General features: G+C 64.3%; 15 protein-coding genes and 1 riboswitch. Of the genes, 10 read left to right on the forward strand and 5 right to left on the reverse strand.

What is annotated here, in order from left to right:
• Positions 1 to 4: 4 nt before the first annotated feature.
• On the reverse strand, positions 5 to 331 hold the full coding sequence (locus R2N11_RS20545; RefSeq protein ID WP_199031049.1) for a hypothetical protein: 327 nt from the start codon (positions 329 to 331) through the stop codon (positions 5 to 7).
• Positions 332 to 354: 23 nt separating this feature from the next.
• On the opposite strand from R2N11_RS20545, the gene R2N11_RS20550 reads away from it, so the two are divergent.
• The 5 genes from R2N11_RS20550 to R2N11_RS20570 all read left to right on the forward strand — a co-directional run bounded on the left by R2N11_RS20550 (position 355) and on the right by R2N11_RS20570 (position 4,673).
• Entirely contained in the window at positions 355 to 1,128 is a 774-nt protein-coding gene (locus R2N11_RS20550) for a hypothetical protein (protein WP_199031048.1), read from the forward strand.
• A 177-nt stretch (positions 1,129 to 1,305) separates the two neighbouring features.
• Positions 1,306 to 1,380: riboswitch (S-adenosyl-L-homocysteine riboswitch) on the forward strand.
• Positions 1,381 to 1,501: 121 nt separating this feature from the next.
• The gene (gene ahcY / locus R2N11_RS20555; RefSeq protein ID WP_199031047.1) at positions 1,502 to 2,926 is read left to right on the forward strand and encodes an adenosylhomocysteinase; all 1,425 of its coding nucleotides are present in this window, start codon (positions 1,502 to 1,504) and stop codon (positions 2,924 to 2,926) included.
• 64 nt (positions 2,927 to 2,990) lie between these two features.
• A complete protein-coding gene (locus tag R2N11_RS20560) occupies positions 2,991 to 3,338 on the forward strand; it encodes a phage holin family protein (RefSeq protein ID WP_199031046.1) in 348 nt (115 codons plus the stop codon).
• A gap of 10 nt (positions 3,339 to 3,348) precedes the next feature.
• Positions 3,349 to 4,179 carry a methylenetetrahydrofolate reductase [NAD(P)H] gene (metF, locus tag R2N11_RS20565; RefSeq protein ID WP_199031045.1) on the forward strand — a complete coding sequence of 277 codons (831 nt, stop codon included), beginning with the start codon at positions 3,349 to 3,351 and terminating at the stop codon, positions 4,177 to 4,179.
• Positions 4,180 to 4,211: 32 nt separating this feature from the next.
• Positions 4,212 to 4,673, forward strand: a complete 462-nt coding sequence (locus R2N11_RS20570; RefSeq protein ID WP_199031044.1) for a TfoX/Sxy family protein — start codon at positions 4,212 to 4,214, stop codon at positions 4,671 to 4,673.
• Between the two features lie 4 nt (positions 4,674 to 4,677).
• On the opposite strand, the gene R2N11_RS20575 is transcribed toward R2N11_RS20570, so the two are convergent.
• Both R2N11_RS20575 and R2N11_RS20580 read right to left on the reverse strand, forming a co-directional pair.
• Entirely contained in the window at positions 4,678 to 5,292 is a 615-nt protein-coding gene (locus R2N11_RS20575; protein WP_199031043.1) for a pyridoxamine 5'-phosphate oxidase family protein, read from the reverse strand.
• 19 nt (positions 5,293 to 5,311) lie between these two features.
• Positions 5,312 to 5,917, reverse strand: a complete 606-nt coding sequence (locus R2N11_RS20580) for a 5-formyltetrahydrofolate cyclo-ligase (protein ID WP_316682212.1) — start codon at positions 5,915 to 5,917, stop codon at positions 5,312 to 5,314.
• 42 nt (positions 5,918 to 5,959) lie between these two features.
• Between R2N11_RS20580 and R2N11_RS20585 the strand changes: the two genes are divergently transcribed.
• The 4 genes from R2N11_RS20585 (at position 5,960) to R2N11_RS20600 (ending at position 11,328) form a co-directional block, all read left to right on the forward strand.
• Positions 5,960 to 7,921: a lytic transglycosylase domain-containing protein gene (locus tag R2N11_RS20585; RefSeq protein WP_316682213.1), complete on the forward strand. Its 1,962-nt coding sequence runs from the start codon at positions 5,960 to 5,962 to the stop codon at positions 7,919 to 7,921.
• A gap of 208 nt (positions 7,922 to 8,129) precedes the next feature.
• A complete protein-coding gene (locus R2N11_RS20590) occupies positions 8,130 to 9,134 on the forward strand; it encodes a complex I NDUFA9 subunit family protein (RefSeq protein ID WP_199031040.1) in 1,005 nt (334 codons plus the stop codon).
• Between the two features lie 218 nt (positions 9,135 to 9,352).
• Positions 9,353 to 10,042: a glutathione S-transferase family protein gene (locus tag R2N11_RS20595; protein WP_199031039.1), complete on the forward strand. Its 690-nt coding sequence runs from the start codon at positions 9,353 to 9,355 to the stop codon at positions 10,040 to 10,042.
• Entirely contained in the window at positions 10,039 to 11,328 is a 1,290-nt protein-coding gene (locus tag R2N11_RS20600; RefSeq protein WP_316682214.1) for a multifunctional CCA addition/repair protein, read from the forward strand. Before R2N11_RS20595 ends, R2N11_RS20600 begins: the two co-directional genes overlap by 4 nt.
• A gap of 6 nt (positions 11,329 to 11,334) precedes the next feature.
• On the opposite strand, the gene R2N11_RS20605 is transcribed toward R2N11_RS20600, so the two are convergent.
• Positions 11,335 to 11,892 carry a TetR/AcrR family transcriptional regulator gene (locus R2N11_RS20605; protein ID WP_316682215.1) on the reverse strand — a complete coding sequence of 186 codons (558 nt, stop codon included), beginning with the start codon at positions 11,890 to 11,892 and terminating at the stop codon, positions 11,335 to 11,337.
• Positions 11,893 to 11,981: 89 nt separating this feature from the next.
• On the opposite strand from R2N11_RS20605, the gene R2N11_RS20610 reads away from it, so the two are divergent.
• Positions 11,982 to 13,319 carry a protoporphyrinogen/coproporphyrinogen oxidase gene (locus R2N11_RS20610; RefSeq protein ID WP_316682216.1) on the forward strand — a complete coding sequence of 446 codons (1,338 nt, stop codon included), beginning with the start codon at positions 11,982 to 11,984 and terminating at the stop codon, positions 13,317 to 13,319.
• Between the two features lie 24 nt (positions 13,320 to 13,343).
• Here the strand turns inward: R2N11_RS20610 and R2N11_RS20615 are convergent, their stop codons facing one another.
• Entirely contained in the window at positions 13,344 to 14,249 is a 906-nt protein-coding gene (locus R2N11_RS20615) for a glutamate/aspartate ABC transporter substrate-binding protein (protein ID WP_316682217.1), read from the reverse strand.
• Positions 14,250 to 14,302: the final 53 nt, after the last annotated feature.

Raw genomic sequence — 14,302 nt, forward strand, 5'->3', positions numbered from 1 at the left:
GCACTCACCAATGCCGATGGCCCATCCCGATGCCGCCACCTGCCGGTGTGATGGTGAAGGCGTCTGGCGTATCGCATATGAGGAAATCGAGAATTTTCAGGTGACGCCGGATTTCTTGGTCAATCCGCGACGGATGCTGACGGTACTCTCGGATGACTGATTCAACGTTAAGCGTTGCCCACGCTTTTCTTCTTTCGGTTGTCTTGTTTTGCGAGGTGTTTCGAGTCGCTAGCAAGAAGCCTGTATTTTGATTTAGTAACGTTGCCCCGATTTTTGTGATTGCCATGGATAATGCTGCGCAGATCCGGCCAGCAAAAGCGTTGGCGGCCATACAGCACCGTAATTGAACGCGAAATGATGAAACCAACAAGAATGCGATGGATATTGGCCCGCCTCATGGCGGCCCTGGGTGTGATGGTTGTCGCGGGGTGTGCGACGCAACCGCCAGCCGCGGTGTCGGAGCAGCGTGCCGATTCCGCGCGGCTTGGCACCCAGTGGGGAGAGGGGATCGAATCCCGCCTGCAAACGGTCGATCTCCGGCGTTTGAGCAATGAGCCGGTGGTTCAGCACACGTTGTCTTACTCAGAGGCCAGCGGGAAGGGCAATGCCGTTCGGGAAATCATGCTCGGCAAAGGAAGAATTGGATTAACCGTTCTTCATGACGGGCATGCGCCCTGGTCGATTTACCTGGATGGCGCCAACGCCCACCTTCAAGGAAAGAAAGGTGAGCGTTATGTGTTGCAGTATCGCAATTACTCGAAGCAGAGCATCTACGAGATCGTTACGACGGTGGATGGGCTGGGCGTGATGAGTGGCCGGGCGGGGAGCATCAAGAGTGCGGGTTATGTTCTCAAACCGGGTGAGGTTCTCCAGGTCGAGGGGTTCCGGAAGAGCCGCGAGGAAGTAGCAGCGTTCCGTTTTGCCGAGGTGGACGACGCCTACGCGGCCAACAGCAAATACGGGGCGGCCTCGAATGTTGGCGTGATTGGTACCGCCGTGTTTGAACTCTACGATCCCAACAAAAAGGACAAACCGGCGCCGGCAGACACCCCGAACGCATTCCCCGGCGACGGCAAGTCAGGGGACGATCCTCGCTATGCGACTCCGCCTGAGTACAGGAAGGGTTGATCGCCCCATGCGCCGTTGTTGAGCCGTCGAGGTGGCTAAATTACGACGCTGAGGATGAGGCCGGTTTGGGTGAAAGCCTTGACCGGCCTTGTTTTCGTTCTGTCGGTCGCCTCATGCATCACATGGTGGGCTCGTGTTGGCCTGCCGCAGATTCATCGAATCCGCTACAATCCAGCCCATTCCGAGGAGCGTTGCAACGGACCAGCACAGTCTGGCCGCCAGGCTCGGAAGTTCAAACGGCGCTCGCAGTATCGTGGCTGACACGATGGCGAGAACGCATCTATCCGGGGCCGGTGCATTGAAGTGCATTGGCGCCCCGTCTCAGCAGTTATCTCTCCAGCGTGCGGTTACTCATCCTTTTCGGAGTGATCCAATGAACGCTGTCACCGATCTGAAACACGACTACCTCGTCGCCGACATCAAGCTGGCCGACTGGGGCCGCAAGGAAATCGCCATTGCCGAGACCGAAATGCCCGGTCTGATGGCCATCCGCGAGGAGTTTGCCGCCAGCCAGCCGCTCAAGGGCGCGCGCATTGCCGGCTCGCTGCACATGACCATCCAGACCGCCGTGCTGATCGAGACGCTCAAGGCACTCGGCGCCGATGTGCGCTGGGCCTCGTGCAACATCTTCTCGACGCAAGACCACGCTGCTGCCGCGATTGCCGTGTCGGGCACGCCGGTGTTTGCGTACAAGGGCGAATCGCTCAAGGAATACTGGGACTTCACGCACCGCATCTTCGAGTGGGCCGATGGCGGTACGCCCAACATGATTCTGGACGACGGCGGCGACGCGACGATCCTGCTGCACCTGGGCGCCAAGGCTGAGAAAGACGCCTCCGTCATCAGCAAGCCGACCAGCGAGGAAGAAACCTTCCTGTTCGCCGCCATCAAGGAAAAGCTGGCGAAGGACGCCACCTTCTACAGCCGCAACCTCGACGCCATCAAGGGTGTGACCGAAGAAACCACCACGGGCGTGCACCGCCTGTACCAGATGGCCCAGCGCGGCGAGTTGCGCTTCCCGGCCATCAACGTGAACGACTCGGTTACCAAGAGCAAGTTCGACAACCTGTACGGCTGCCGTGAATCGCTGGTCGACGGCATCAAGCGCGCCACCGACGTGATGATCGCCGGCAAGGTGGCCGTGGTGGCCGGCTACGGCGACGTGGGCAAGGGCTCGGCACAGGCGCTGCGCGCGCTGTCGGCGCAAGTGTGGGTGACGGAAATCGACCCGATCTGCGCACTGCAGGCCGCCATGGAAGGCTACCGCGTGGTCACCATGGACTACGCTGCCGAGCACGGCGACATCTTCGTGACCTGCACGGGCAACTACCACGTCATCACGCACGACCACATGGCCAAGATGAAGGACCAGGCCATCGTCTGCAACATTGGCCACTTCGACAACGAGATCGATATCGCCTCGGTGGAGAAGTACCAGTGGGAAGAGATCAAGCCGCAGGTCGATCACGTGATCTTCCCCGACGGTAAAAAGATCATCATCCTGGCCAAGGGCCGCCTGGTGAACCTGGGCTGCGCCACGGGCCACCCGTCGTACGTGATGAGCAGCTCGTTCGCCAACCAGACCATCGCGCAGATCGAGCTGTGGACCGAAGCGCAGAAGGGCTCGAACAAGTACCCGGTGGGCGTGTACACGCTGCCCAAGCACCTGGACGAGAAGGTCGCGCGCCTGCAGCTCAAGAAGCTCAATGCGCAACTGACCGAGCTGACCGACCAGCAGGCCGCGTACATCGGCGTGAGCAAGCAAGGCCCGTACAAGGCTGATCACTACCGCTATTGATCGGCTGTCAGCCGTATCCGCCGGCGGCACTTTCCGCCGCCGGCATTCAACCCGAGGACTCCCCATGAGACTGCTCGCTGTCTGGGTCATCAACGCGCTGGCGTTGCTGCTTGTCGCTTACCTGCTCAAAGGCATTCACGTCGCCGGTTTCACTTCCGCGCTGATTGCGGCGCTTGTGCTGGGTCTCGTCAATACGCTGATCCGTCCGGTCCTGGTCATCCTCACCCTGCCAGTGACGATCCTCACGCTCGGGCTGTTCATCTTCATCATCAACGCGCTGCTGTTCATGTTCGTCGGCAACGTGCTGTCGGGCTTCCAGGTGGCCAGCTTTGGCTCGGCGCTGCTGGGCTCCGTGCTGTACAGCGTGATTTCGTGGCTGCTGTCCAGCTTGCTGCTGGGCGAGCGCCGCTAATGGGTCTTCCATGAACGATCGTCAATTCAGTTTCGAATTCTTTCCGCCCAAGACGGCGGAAGGCGCCGAGAAGTTGCGCAACACGCGTGCGCAGCTCTCACCGCTCAAACCGCGCTTCATTTCCGTGACGTTTGGCGCCGGCGGTACTACGCAGCAGGGCACGCTCGACGCCGTGGTAGAAATCCAGCGCGAAGGCATCGAGGCCGCACCGCACCTGTCGTGCGTGGGCTCGTCACGCGAGAGCATTCGCGCGATCCTCAACACGTATCGCGAACACGGCATTCGCCGCATCGTTGCGCTGCGCGGCGACATGCCCTCGGGCATGGGCGAGATCGGTGAATTCCGCTTCGCCAACGAGCTGGTCGAATTCATCCGCCAGGAAACCGGCGACGCCTTCCACATTGAAGTGGCCGCGTATCCGGAGTACCACCCGCAGGCACGCTCGCCCAAGCACGATCTGGACAACTTCGCCCGCAAGGTGAAGGCGGGTGCCAACTCCGCTATCACGCAGTACTTCTTCAATGCGGATGCGTACTTCCAGTTTGTTGCCGACGCGCACAAGCTGGGCGTGGACGTGCCCATCGTGCCCGGCATCATGCCGATCACGAATTCATCGCAGCTGATGCGCTTTTCCGAGATGTGCGGCGCCGAGATTCCGCGCTGGGTGGCCAAGCGCCTGGAGAGCTTTGGCGACGACCGCGAATCGATCCGTGCCTTCGGCCTGGATGTGGTGACAGCGCTGTGTGATCGTCTGCTGCAAGGCGGGGCGCCGGGTCTGCACTTCTACACGCTCAACGCTGCCGGCGCCACGCGCGCCATCTGGCAGCGCCTCGGCCTGTAAGCGGCAAGAGAAGACAGGACAAGGAGATCGTCATGGCAGCCGCACCTGATCCACTGGTCGCCTGGTTGCTTGACGAACTCCGACCGCTCGCCGCGCAGATCGGCGAGATCCGCGCCCGCCGGATGTTCGGCGGTGCGGCCCTGTATTACGACGACATTGTCTTCTCGCTGGTGATCGACAGCACCTGCTACCTGCGCGTGGATGACGCCACGCGGGCGCGCTTTCTTGCGGAAAAGTCGGTGCCGTTCAGCTACGACCGCGAGGGCCGCACCATCAGCATGAAGGGGTATCTGAGCACGCCGGCCGATGCGCTTGATGGCGGCCAGCCACTGCGTGATTGGGTGCGACTGGCGATCGAAGCTGCGCTGCGCGAGGCGAATGCGAAGGCGGCCAAGCCGAAGCGCGCCGCCACAAAGACAACGGCGACCAAGAAGGCCGCCGCCAAGAAAACCGCTGTAAAGACTGTCGCCGCAAAGAAAGCGGCCAAGCGCTGAGCGTTTAGTACAGCGTTGTTTTCAGCCGCTCGGGCAATTCGCGGTCGTAGGCGTCCCCATCAAACGCGCCGCCGCTGATGTGCTGCAGGATCTTGCCTGCGGTAGGCAGCGCGGGCTTCGCTTCCTGTGCACCACGCTCCCACAGCTTGGAGCGCACCACCGCCTTCGAGCAGTGGAAGTACACCGACTGCACCTTCACGATGATCACGCTGCGCGGCAGCTTGCCCTGCACGGCAGCCGCGGCAAGCAACTCCGGATCGGTCGAGATCGTTGCCGTGCCGTTCACGCGCAGGGTCTCGCCCGCGCCCGGCACGATGAAGAGCACGGACACGCGCCCGTCTTCCACGATGTTGCGCAGGTTGTCGATACGGTTGTTGCCCGGCCGGTCGGGAATGACCAGCGTACGTTCGTTGAGGATGCGCACAAAGCCCGGCGCATCACCTTTGGGCGACGCATCCGTGCCCGCGGCTCCCACTGACGACAGCACGATAAACGGCGAGGCTTCCACGAACGCGCGGTAGTCCTCGTTCAGGTGGTCGATCTCCTTCAGGACGGAGCGCGGGTTCGGCGTGCCGTAGATGGCTTCGAGTTGCGCAACGGTCGTCAGCGTGTGGGTCATGGGGGCTCTCAGGATCGGTTTAAAACACGCCGCACTCGGTGACGATGCAGTCGAGTGCGATGTCGTGCGGTTGTGGCGCGATGGATTCCACCCGGTTCACCTCGAACGCTACGCCAATGGTGTGCGGGCGGTGGCCGGCGGCATGCAATGCAGCGAGCGTGCGGTCGTAGAAGCCGCCACCGTAGCCGATGCGATAGCGCTGCGTATCAAAGCCGACGCAAGGAATCAGCAGGGCATCGGGCGTTTCCATCTCACCCGCGCGGGGGATGGGAATGTTGTACGCGCCCAGCGTCATTTCACAATCGGGCGCCCATCGCCGAAACTGCAAGGGCGAAAACTTGTCAGTCACCACGGGCAGCAGCGCGTGGCGCGTGGCATCCGCCGTCAGCCAGTGGCCCAGCACGGTCAACGCATCGAACTCGCCCTGCGTTGGCCAGTAGGCGGCCAGGCGTTTGACGGGCAGCGTCTGCAGCAGGTCGGCCAGGTGGTGCGCCAGCGCGGCGTCATGTGCGACGCGCTCGGGCAGCGTGGCACGCGCATCGAGCAGCATGGTGCGCAGGGTACGGCGAGATTCGATCGGCGTGGTCGGGTTTGCCGGATCGTGCGGGTTCCCTAAGGCTGACATGGGATAATTCAGCGACCTAACAGTGATTGGATGGGGTAGGAGATGGCATTGAAGGGCAAGGCAGTATATCGCGCAGTGGCGCTGGCTTTTGCAGGGGTGATCGGCATCGGCGCGGTGGGTCCGCTGAGTCCCGTTGGGGTGGCCGCACCGGCCAAGCGGCAGGCGCCGCAAGGCATTCCGGCCAATCCGGACGACGCCTTCGTCGAGTTGCGTAACGCTGCGCGGCGCAACGACGTGTCGCGTAGCTGGGAGCTGGCCGACAGCCTGGCCGACTACCCGATCCCATCCTACGTGCAGTATTTCCGCATCAAGCCGCAGTTGTTCGACGCCAGCGGCTATGCGCGCACGGATGCGCCGGAAGACGAGATCCGCTCGTTCCTGCAGCGCTACCAGGGCGATGCGATTGCCGACCGTTTGCGCAACGACTGGCTGCTCGTGCTCGGCAAGAAGCGTGACTGGGCCACCTTTGATGTCGAGTACCCGAAATTTGTGCTGAAGGACGACACGCAGGTCGAGTGTTATGCCCTGCTCTCGCGCGCGATGAAGGGCCAGAACGTGGCCGCCGACGCACGCAACACACTGTCCGACCCGAAGGGCTATGGCGAAGGTTGCGTTGACCTGATCGGCTATCTGGTCCAGGCCAACCAGTTCACGCGGGCGGACGTGGCCTTTGCGGCGCGACTGTCGCTGGAGCAGAACCTGGTGACGCAGGCGTCGCGCATTGCGGCCGTGCTGCCCGAGGGCGATCGCGTGGACAACGACACGCTGGCCAACGTCACGCGCATGGCGCGCAACGACCCGTCGCAGGCAACGGCATATCTGCTGGCGCAAAGCGGCGGCCTCTCGCGTGAGGAGCAAGGTGCGGGCTGGGGTGTGATCGGCCAGTATGCGGCCAAGAAGCAGACTCCCGATGCGCTCGATGCCTACCGCCGCCAACTGACGCTGGGCGGCGATGCCTGGCTGTCCGACGATTCGCAGGAATGGCGCGTACGTACCGCCCTGCGCGCGGGCGATTGGAAGATGGTGCGCCAGGCCATCGACAAGATGCGCCCCACCCTGCGCGATCGGGATCCGGCCTGGACATACTGGTACGGCCGCGCGCTCAAGGCGGATGGGCGCAACGACGATGCCAAGCAGCGGTTCCAGTCCATCGCGGGGCAGTTCAATTTCTACGGACAGCTTGCGCAGGAAGAGCTTGGCCAGCGCATCACCGTGCCGCCCAAAACCACCGTGACGGATGCGGAGATCGATGTGATGGGCCGCAACCACCCAGGCTTCGGTCGGGCCAAGCGCCTGTATGACCTGAACCTGCGCTTCGAGGGCAACCGCGAGTGGAACTGGGAGCTGCGCAACATGAGCGACCGCGAGCTGATCGCGGCGGCGGAATATGGCCGCAAGCTCGGCCTGCTCGACCGCACTGTCAACTCGGCCGACAAGACCCGCGCCGAACATGACTTCTCGCTGCGCTTCCCCACGCCGTTCCTCAACGTGGTGCAGCGCAATGCCGATGCCGTCGGTCTGGACATTGCCTGGGCCTATGGCCTGATCCGCCAGGAGTCGCGCTTCATCATGGATGCACGTTCGTCGGTGGGGGCGTCAGGCCTGATGCAGGTGATGCCGGAAACCGCCAAACGCGTGGCCAAGAAGATCGGCCTGCCGGGCTTCCGACCCTCGCAGATGAGCGACATCGATACCAACGTGCTGCTGGGCACGAGCTACCTGTCGATGATCCTGACGGATCTCGACAGCTCGATGACGCTGGCGACTGCCGGCTACAACGCAGGCCCCGGCCGCCCGAAGCGCTGGCGCTCGACGCTCACGCGCCCGGTGGAAGGCGCGATCTTCGCCGAGACCATTCCCTTCAATGAGACGCGTACGTATGTGAAGAACGTGCTGTCCAACGCCACGTATTACAGCGCGCTGATGACCGGCCGCCCGCAGTCCCTGAAGGATCGCCTGGGCAAAGTCGGGCCGGAGGCGGTGACGCCGGACGACCTGCCGTAAGCCACGTACACAAGCGACGCAAACAAGCGACGACATCGTCATAAAAACGCCCGCAGCGATGCGGGCGTTTTGCATGGGGGCGGGCGTTCTGGCGGTCACAACGGTGCCGCCCGCAGCACATCGCACCGTTGCGCCTTGGGGGCGGTCGCCTTCGGGATGTATTGTGGTGGAGCCCCCTCTCCCCCTTCTCCCGTCTTGGAGATGCATCATGCACACCTCCAATCTGCTCGTTTTTGGTGGCACCGGTTTCATCGGCACGCAGTTGCTTTCGCGACTGGTGACGGAGACCTTTGCCGCGCCCGGCCTGCCCGAGGGCCGCGTGATCGTGCCGACGCGCGACGCCGAGTCCGCCCGGGCGCACAACCTGACGTTGCTGCCACGCGTGGATGTGATGGACGCCGACATCTACGCTGACGACGCCCTCGACGCACTGTTCCTGGCCCTTACGGAGCGCGGTGGCCAGCACTGCGCGGTCATCAACCTCGTTGGTGTACTGCAGGACGAGCGCGTGATGCCTTACGGCCCCGCATTCCAGCGCGTGCATGTGGATCTGCCCCGTCGCATTGTCGCTGCGTGCCGCCGACATGGCGTAAGCCGGCTATTGCACATGAGCGCGCTGGGCGCTGACCCGGCTGGCCCGTCGATGTACCAACGCAGCAAGGGCGACGGCGAGCGCGTGGTCATGAACAGCGAGCTGGACTGGACGGTGTTTCGCCCATCCGTGGTGTTCGGCCCGCAGGATCACTTTCTCAACCTGTTCGCGCGCATGCAGCGCATGGCGCCGTTCGTGCCGCTGGCCTGCGCTGACGCACGCTTCCAGCCCGTCTACGTGGATGATGTGGCCGCAGCCTTCGTCAACGCGCTCGACAATGCGAGCACCTTCCGGCGTGCGTATCCGCTGGTCGGCCCCCGTGTGTACACGCTGGCCGAGTTGATGCGCTTTGCCGGGCGTGCCAGCGGCCACCGGCGCTGGATCGTGCCGCTGCCCGAGGGGCTGGGCCGTATGCAGGCGGCGCTGTTCGAGCACCTGCCCGGCGCGCCCATCTCGCGCGACAACCTGGATTCCATGCGGGTCGACAATGTCAGCGCGGAGCCCATCGCACCGGAACTCGGTATCCATCCACTCGGCATGGAGGCGGTGATGCTGCCCGCCCTTGCCGGATTCGGCCCGAACGCTGGCCTGAGTGCCGCGCGCGCCAGGGCGCATCGTTAGCGGTGCCCGCAATGGGGTGCGCCCCGTTTGTGAGGCCATCTAACAACCGTAGCCAATCCGTTTCATTTTGTCGCGCTGCAGCGCAGGGCTAGAATGACTTGCTCGCCCCACGCTGCAGCCTCTTTCTCCACCGCCAAACACAAGAGCGTTCTGGCGCGCCGGCGTGACATACGCGAACTCCCACAATAATTGCAGTGCACTCTCCAAGGACGGGAATCATGAAACTGGTCATCGGCAACAAGAACTATTCGTCGTGGTCGCTACGCCCATGGCTGCTGGCCAAGCAGGCCGGCATCCCGTTCGAGGAGATTCGCGTGCGCCTGCTGAGCGAAAGCTTTGCCGCCGACGTGGCGCGCCATTCGCCGGCCGGCCGCGTGCCGGTGTTGGTGGACGGCGACATGAACGTGTGGGATTCACTCGCGATCTGCGAGACGCTGGCCGAGCGCTTCCCGCGCGCGCAACTGTGGCCGGCCGACCCGAAGGCCCGCGCGCACGCCCGCTCGATCTGCGCCGAGATGCACTCGGGTTTCAACAATCTGCGCAGCAACATGCCGATGAACGTGACGGCCGTGCTGCCCGGCATGGGCTGGAACGTGGCCGTGCAGCGTGATATCGACCGCATCGCGCAGATGTGGACCGAACTGCGCCAGAAGTACGCATCGGAAGGCCCGTTCCTGTTTGGTCACTTCACGGTGGCAGACGCGTTCTATGCGCCGGTGGTCAGCCGCTTCGCCACCTACGGCGTGCGCTTGCCCGATGTCGCCAAGGCCTACGCCGACCACATCCTCAACCTGCCCGCCATGCAGGAGTGGATCGACGGCGCGCGTGCCGAGCACGACTTCCTCGCCGACGACGAGCCGTATCGCACCACGCCGGACGAGGAAACGCTGGTCGCCGCCAATCAATGACGGAACGCGCAGCACAGGCGGAGCAGGCTGTCCTTGATCCGGCCACGCACGGGCTTCAGGTGTATGCCGTGGGCGGCGCCATTCGTGACGCGCTGCTCGGGCTGCCAGTGCAGGACCGGGACTACGTCGTCGTCGGCGCCACGCCGGAAGACCTGGAGGCGCGCGGCTTTCGCGCCGTCGGCAAGGACTTCCCAGTCTTCCTGCACCCGCGCACGCAGGCCGAGTACGCGCTTGCCCGCACCGAGCGCAAGACGGCGGCCGGCTACAAGGGCTTCTCGGTCTACTACGCGCCCGACGTCAAACTCGAAGACGACCTGATCCGCCGTGACCTGACCGTCAATGCGATGGCGCAACGCGTGGCGGAAGACGGCACGCTGGCCGGCCCGGTCATCGATCCGTACGGCGGACAGGCGGATCTGGCCGCGCGCACGTTCCGGCATGTGTCCGATGCCTTTGTGGAAGATCCGGTGCGCATCCTGCGCCTGGCGCGCTTTGCCGCCCGCTTTGCCGACTTCCACGTCGCGCCCGAGACCAACGCGCTGATGCGGCGCATGGTGCAGGCTGGCGAGGTGGATGCGCTGGTGCCCGAGCGCGTGTGGCAGGAAATCGCCCGCGGGCTGATGGAAGCGCACCCGCAGCGCATGTTTGCCGTGCTGCGTGACTGCGGTGCGTTGGCCCGTCTGCTGCCCGAACTCGATCGCCTATGGGGCGTGCCGCAGCGCGCCGACTATCACCCCGAGGTCGACACCGGCGTGCACACCATGATGGTGATCGAGACCGCCGCCGCCATGGGCGCCCCGCTGCCGGTGCGCTTTGCCGCGCTGGTGCATGACCTCGGCAAGGGCACCACGCCCGAAGACATCCTGCCGCGCCACATCGGCCATGAAGAACGCAGCGTGCCGATGATCGAAGTGGTTTGCCAGCGCCTGCGCGTACCGACGGATTGCCGTGACCTGGCATTGGTGGTTGCACGCGAGCACGGCAACATTCACCGCAGTGATGGGTTTGATGCGACGGCGCTGGTGCGCTTGCTGGAGCGCTGCGATGCGCTGCGCAAGCCCGAGCGGTTCCGTCTGGCGCTGCAGGCGTGCGAGGCGGACGCACGTGGCCGGCTCGGGTTTGAGGACCGCGCGTATCCGCAAACGCAACGCCTGCTGCAGGCGTTGCAGGCCGCATCGTCCATCGATGCCGGCGCCGTTGCCAAGCGCTACGCCGACAACCCGGCGCACATCAAGCAGGCCGTGCACGTGGCGCGCATCGAGGCGGTCACGCAGGCCGGCATCTAGAGAGACTCAGTTCGGCTCGGCCTGCGCGGCCAGCCGCTGCGACATCGCAAACAACTTCAGGAAAAAACCACGGAACGCCTCGGGATCGGAGCGTGCCGTGGTCTGCTGCGCGCCGATAAAGCACAGGTGTGCGATGCGGCCCCAGAATGCCGCATCGCCCGGTGCGCCGCCGTCCAGGCTGCACAGCGAGGTGGCGAAGGCCAGCCGCAGGGCATCGACACGCTGCAGGGTGTCAGCCACCAGCGGCTCGCGCATCGCCCAGGCGCGGATGGCGACTTCACGCTGCGGATGCATCGACGCGGCCACATCGAGGTAGCGCATGAGCAAGGTCTCTGCCGTGTCGCCAGGCTGGATGAGCGAAAGGATGCTGCCGGTGTAGGTGCGCTCCCACTCGGCAAGCAGGCTGCGCACGTAGTCGTCGCGGCTGGTGAAGTGGTGGTAGAACGCGCCACGTGTCACGTTCAGGCGACGGGCAAGGCGCTCCGCAGAAATGCCGACAGCCCCTTCGATGTCGAGCAACTCGAAACCGGCTTCGATCCAGTGCGCGCGGGTGGTCTTGGGCATCGTGGTGTCCTTGGGGCAAAAACTGACAGGCTGTGTAGGGTGCGCAGCCGGTCGGTATTGTAGGCGCCGTCATCTCCTTCTTCCTTGCCATGCGACATTTCATCGTTGTGGGTGCGGGCATTGCCGGGCTGAATGCTGCGCGCCATCTGCAGCGTGCCGGCTGTTCCGTCACCGTACTGGAAGCGGCGCGTTCGCCGGGCGGACGTATCCGCAGCGTGCCCTTTCACGGCCAGACCATCGAGTGCGGCGCGCAGTTCGTGTCGTCGCGCTACCGCTACGTGCTGCCGTTGCTGCAGGAGGCCGGGCTGGCCTCTCGCCTGCGCAAGACGTCGGCGGTGGCGGCCATGCAGCGCGGGCCGGTGTTCCATGCGGTGCACAGCAAGCGCCCGTGGACGCTCGGCACCAGCGGCCAGCTCACCTGGGGCGAGACCTGGCAGATGCTGCGCGGCGGCCTGGCCACCGCACGCGAATTGCGCGGTGTCGATCCGAGCCACTACGCCAGCCTCGCGGCGCTCGACGACGAGGATGCGCAGGCCTGGAGCACACGCGTGTTCGGCGAGGCCGCCGCGCGCTACGTCTTCGAGCCGATGGTCCACGGCCTGTACTTTCATCGGCTGGCCGGCACCTCACGCGCGCTGCTTGGCGCGCTCACGGCCTTCAATGGCGCTGACACGCTGACCGTGGATGACGGTTGGCAAGCGTTGCCGCGTGCGATGGCCTCGGTGCTCGATGTGCGCTACGGCGCGAATGTGGAGCAGGTCAGAGAAACGCGCGATGGCGTGCGTGTGTGTGTGAACGGGGAGTGGCTCGACGCCGATGGCGTTGTGCTTGCCACACCGGCACACATCGCGCGTGCATGGGTGTTGCAGCCCACGCTTGGAGAATCGGCCGTGCTGGATGCACGCTACGCACCGAGTGTGCACGTGGCGCTGGGGCTCCCGCCGTCCTGGTCGGCGCCCAAGGTGTTCCAGCCCGTGTATGGCGCGCTGTTTGCGCCGGTGGACGGCAGTCCGCTCGCCGCACTCACGTTCCAGCAGGGAAAGGCGCCGGGTGACGGCCCGATCGTCTGCGCGATGCTGGGCGAGCAGGTGGCTGCAGAGACCGCGCACCTGAGCGATGCGGCGCTGGTGCGCTTTGTTGTGGAGGCGATGGCCACGCACCTGCCCGGCATCGAGCGCGCAGCGGTGTCGACACATCTGCAGCGCTGGGAGGCGGCCGAGCCGCGCTCACCCGTGGGCCGGGCGCGTGCGGTTGCTGCCTACCGCAACACACTCGGGCGCGATCGTCGTGTCGTTCTGGCAGGAGACTACCTCGGCAGTCCGTGGACGGACGGTGCCGCCGAAACCGGCCACTGGGCCGCGCAGCATTTGCTGGCGGCCCGTATGCAGCAGCCGGATCACGCCGCACTGGCCCGGGCGGTTGCCTGATCGATCGGACGTGGGCGTGCCCGCTTACTCGAACGGCGTGTCGTTCGGGTTAGCGTACAGCGCCTTCAACTGATCGCTCATCTTGAAGTTGAAGTTCAGGCTCTTGGGCGGCACCGGTTTCTCAAACCACTTGGCATAGAGCGTGTTGATCTCGCCGCTCTTCATCACGCCTGTCATCGTGTCGTCCACCAGCTTCTTGAACTGAGGATCGTCCTTGCGCAGCATGAAGCCGTAGGCCTCGAACGACTGCGGTGTGCCGGTCACGACCCAGTCGGCGGGCTTCTGCGCCAGCGTGCGGGCGCCGGCCAGCAGCACGTCATCCATCATGAACGCCGCCACGCGGCCGCTCTGCAGCGTGAGGAAGGATTCGCCATAGTCCTTGCCGCTGATGACGGTCATGTCCATCTTCTTCTCGTCGTTCATCTTGCGCAGGATGCGCTCCGACGTGGTGCCCGCGTTGGTGATGACCGACTTGCCCGCCAGGTCCGGAAAGTCCTTCACGCCCGAGTTCACACCTGTTAGCAGGCGCGTGCCGGCGATGAAAAAGGTGGTCGAGAACGCCGTCTGCTGCTCGCGTGATTTCAGGTGCGTAGTGACGCCGCACTCCAGATCCACCGAGCCGTTCTGCACCAGCGACGTGCGGTTCTGCGAAGTCACAGGAATCTGCATCACCTGCAGGCCTGGCTTGCCGGTCTTTTGCTTGACCGCGTCGATCACGCGCGAGCACAGGTCCGCCGAGAAACCGATGATCTTGTTCTGACTGTCGCGGTACGAAAACGGAATCGACGATTCGCGCACGCCGATCAGGATGGTGTTGCTGTCCTGGATTTTCTTGAGCGTGCCGTCGAGCGCCTGCGCCTGTGCGCCAACAGCGAACAGGCTGGCCAGCGCCAGCGGGATGGATCGGATACAGCGGGTGGTCAAACGCATACTTCCTCCAATGGTTGTGTGACGCGGCCTTGTAGGTGGCCGTCTGGTCGGTG

Source organism: Ralstonia flaminis (assembly GCF_958415495.1).
GTDB lineage: Bacteria > Pseudomonadota > Gammaproteobacteria > Burkholderiales > Burkholderiaceae > Ralstonia > Ralstonia flaminis.

What these genes read in the sequence shown, in the direction of transcription:
- R2N11_RS20545 (WP_199031049.1), bottom strand. Translation starts at nt 331, where the DNA reads ATGGCCGCCAACGCTTTTGCTGGCCGGATCTGCGCAGCATTATCCATG.
- R2N11_RS20550 (WP_199031048.1), top strand. Translation starts at nt 355, where the DNA reads ATGATGAAACCAACAAGAATGCGATGGATATTGGCCCGCCTCATGGCG.
- ahcY (WP_199031047.1), top strand. Translation starts at nt 1,502, where the DNA reads ATGAACGCTGTCACCGATCTGAAACACGACTACCTCGTCGCCGACATC.
- R2N11_RS20560 (WP_199031046.1), top strand. Translation starts at nt 2,991, where the DNA reads ATGAGACTGCTCGCTGTCTGGGTCATCAACGCGCTGGCGTTGCTGCTT.
- metF (WP_199031045.1), top strand. Translation starts at nt 3,349, where the DNA reads ATGAACGATCGTCAATTCAGTTTCGAATTCTTTCCGCCCAAGACGGCG.
- R2N11_RS20570 (WP_199031044.1), top strand. Translation starts at nt 4,212, where the DNA reads ATGGCAGCCGCACCTGATCCACTGGTCGCCTGGTTGCTTGACGAACTC.
- R2N11_RS20575 (WP_199031043.1), bottom strand. Translation starts at nt 5,292, where the DNA reads ATGACCCACACGCTGACGACCGTTGCGCAACTCGAAGCCATCTACGGC.
- R2N11_RS20580 (WP_316682212.1), bottom strand. Translation starts at nt 5,917, where the DNA reads ATGTCAGCCTTAGGGAACCCGCACGATCCGGCAAACCCGACCACGCCG.
- R2N11_RS20585 (WP_316682213.1), top strand. Translation starts at nt 5,960, where the DNA reads ATGGCATTGAAGGGCAAGGCAGTATATCGCGCAGTGGCGCTGGCTTTT.
- R2N11_RS20590 (WP_199031040.1), top strand. Translation starts at nt 8,130, where the DNA reads ATGCACACCTCCAATCTGCTCGTTTTTGGTGGCACCGGTTTCATCGGC.
- R2N11_RS20595 (WP_199031039.1), top strand. Translation starts at nt 9,353, where the DNA reads ATGAAACTGGTCATCGGCAACAAGAACTATTCGTCGTGGTCGCTACGC.
- R2N11_RS20600 (WP_316682214.1), top strand. Translation starts at nt 10,039, where the DNA reads ATGACGGAACGCGCAGCACAGGCGGAGCAGGCTGTCCTTGATCCGGCC.
- R2N11_RS20605 (WP_316682215.1), bottom strand. Translation starts at nt 11,892, where the DNA reads ATGCCCAAGACCACCCGCGCGCACTGGATCGAAGCCGGTTTCGAGTTG.
- R2N11_RS20610 (WP_316682216.1), top strand. Translation starts at nt 11,982, where the DNA reads ATGCGACATTTCATCGTTGTGGGTGCGGGCATTGCCGGGCTGAATGCT.
- R2N11_RS20615 (WP_316682217.1), bottom strand. Translation starts at nt 14,249, where the DNA reads ATGCGTTTGACCACCCGCTGTATCCGATCCATCCCGCTGGCGCTGGCC.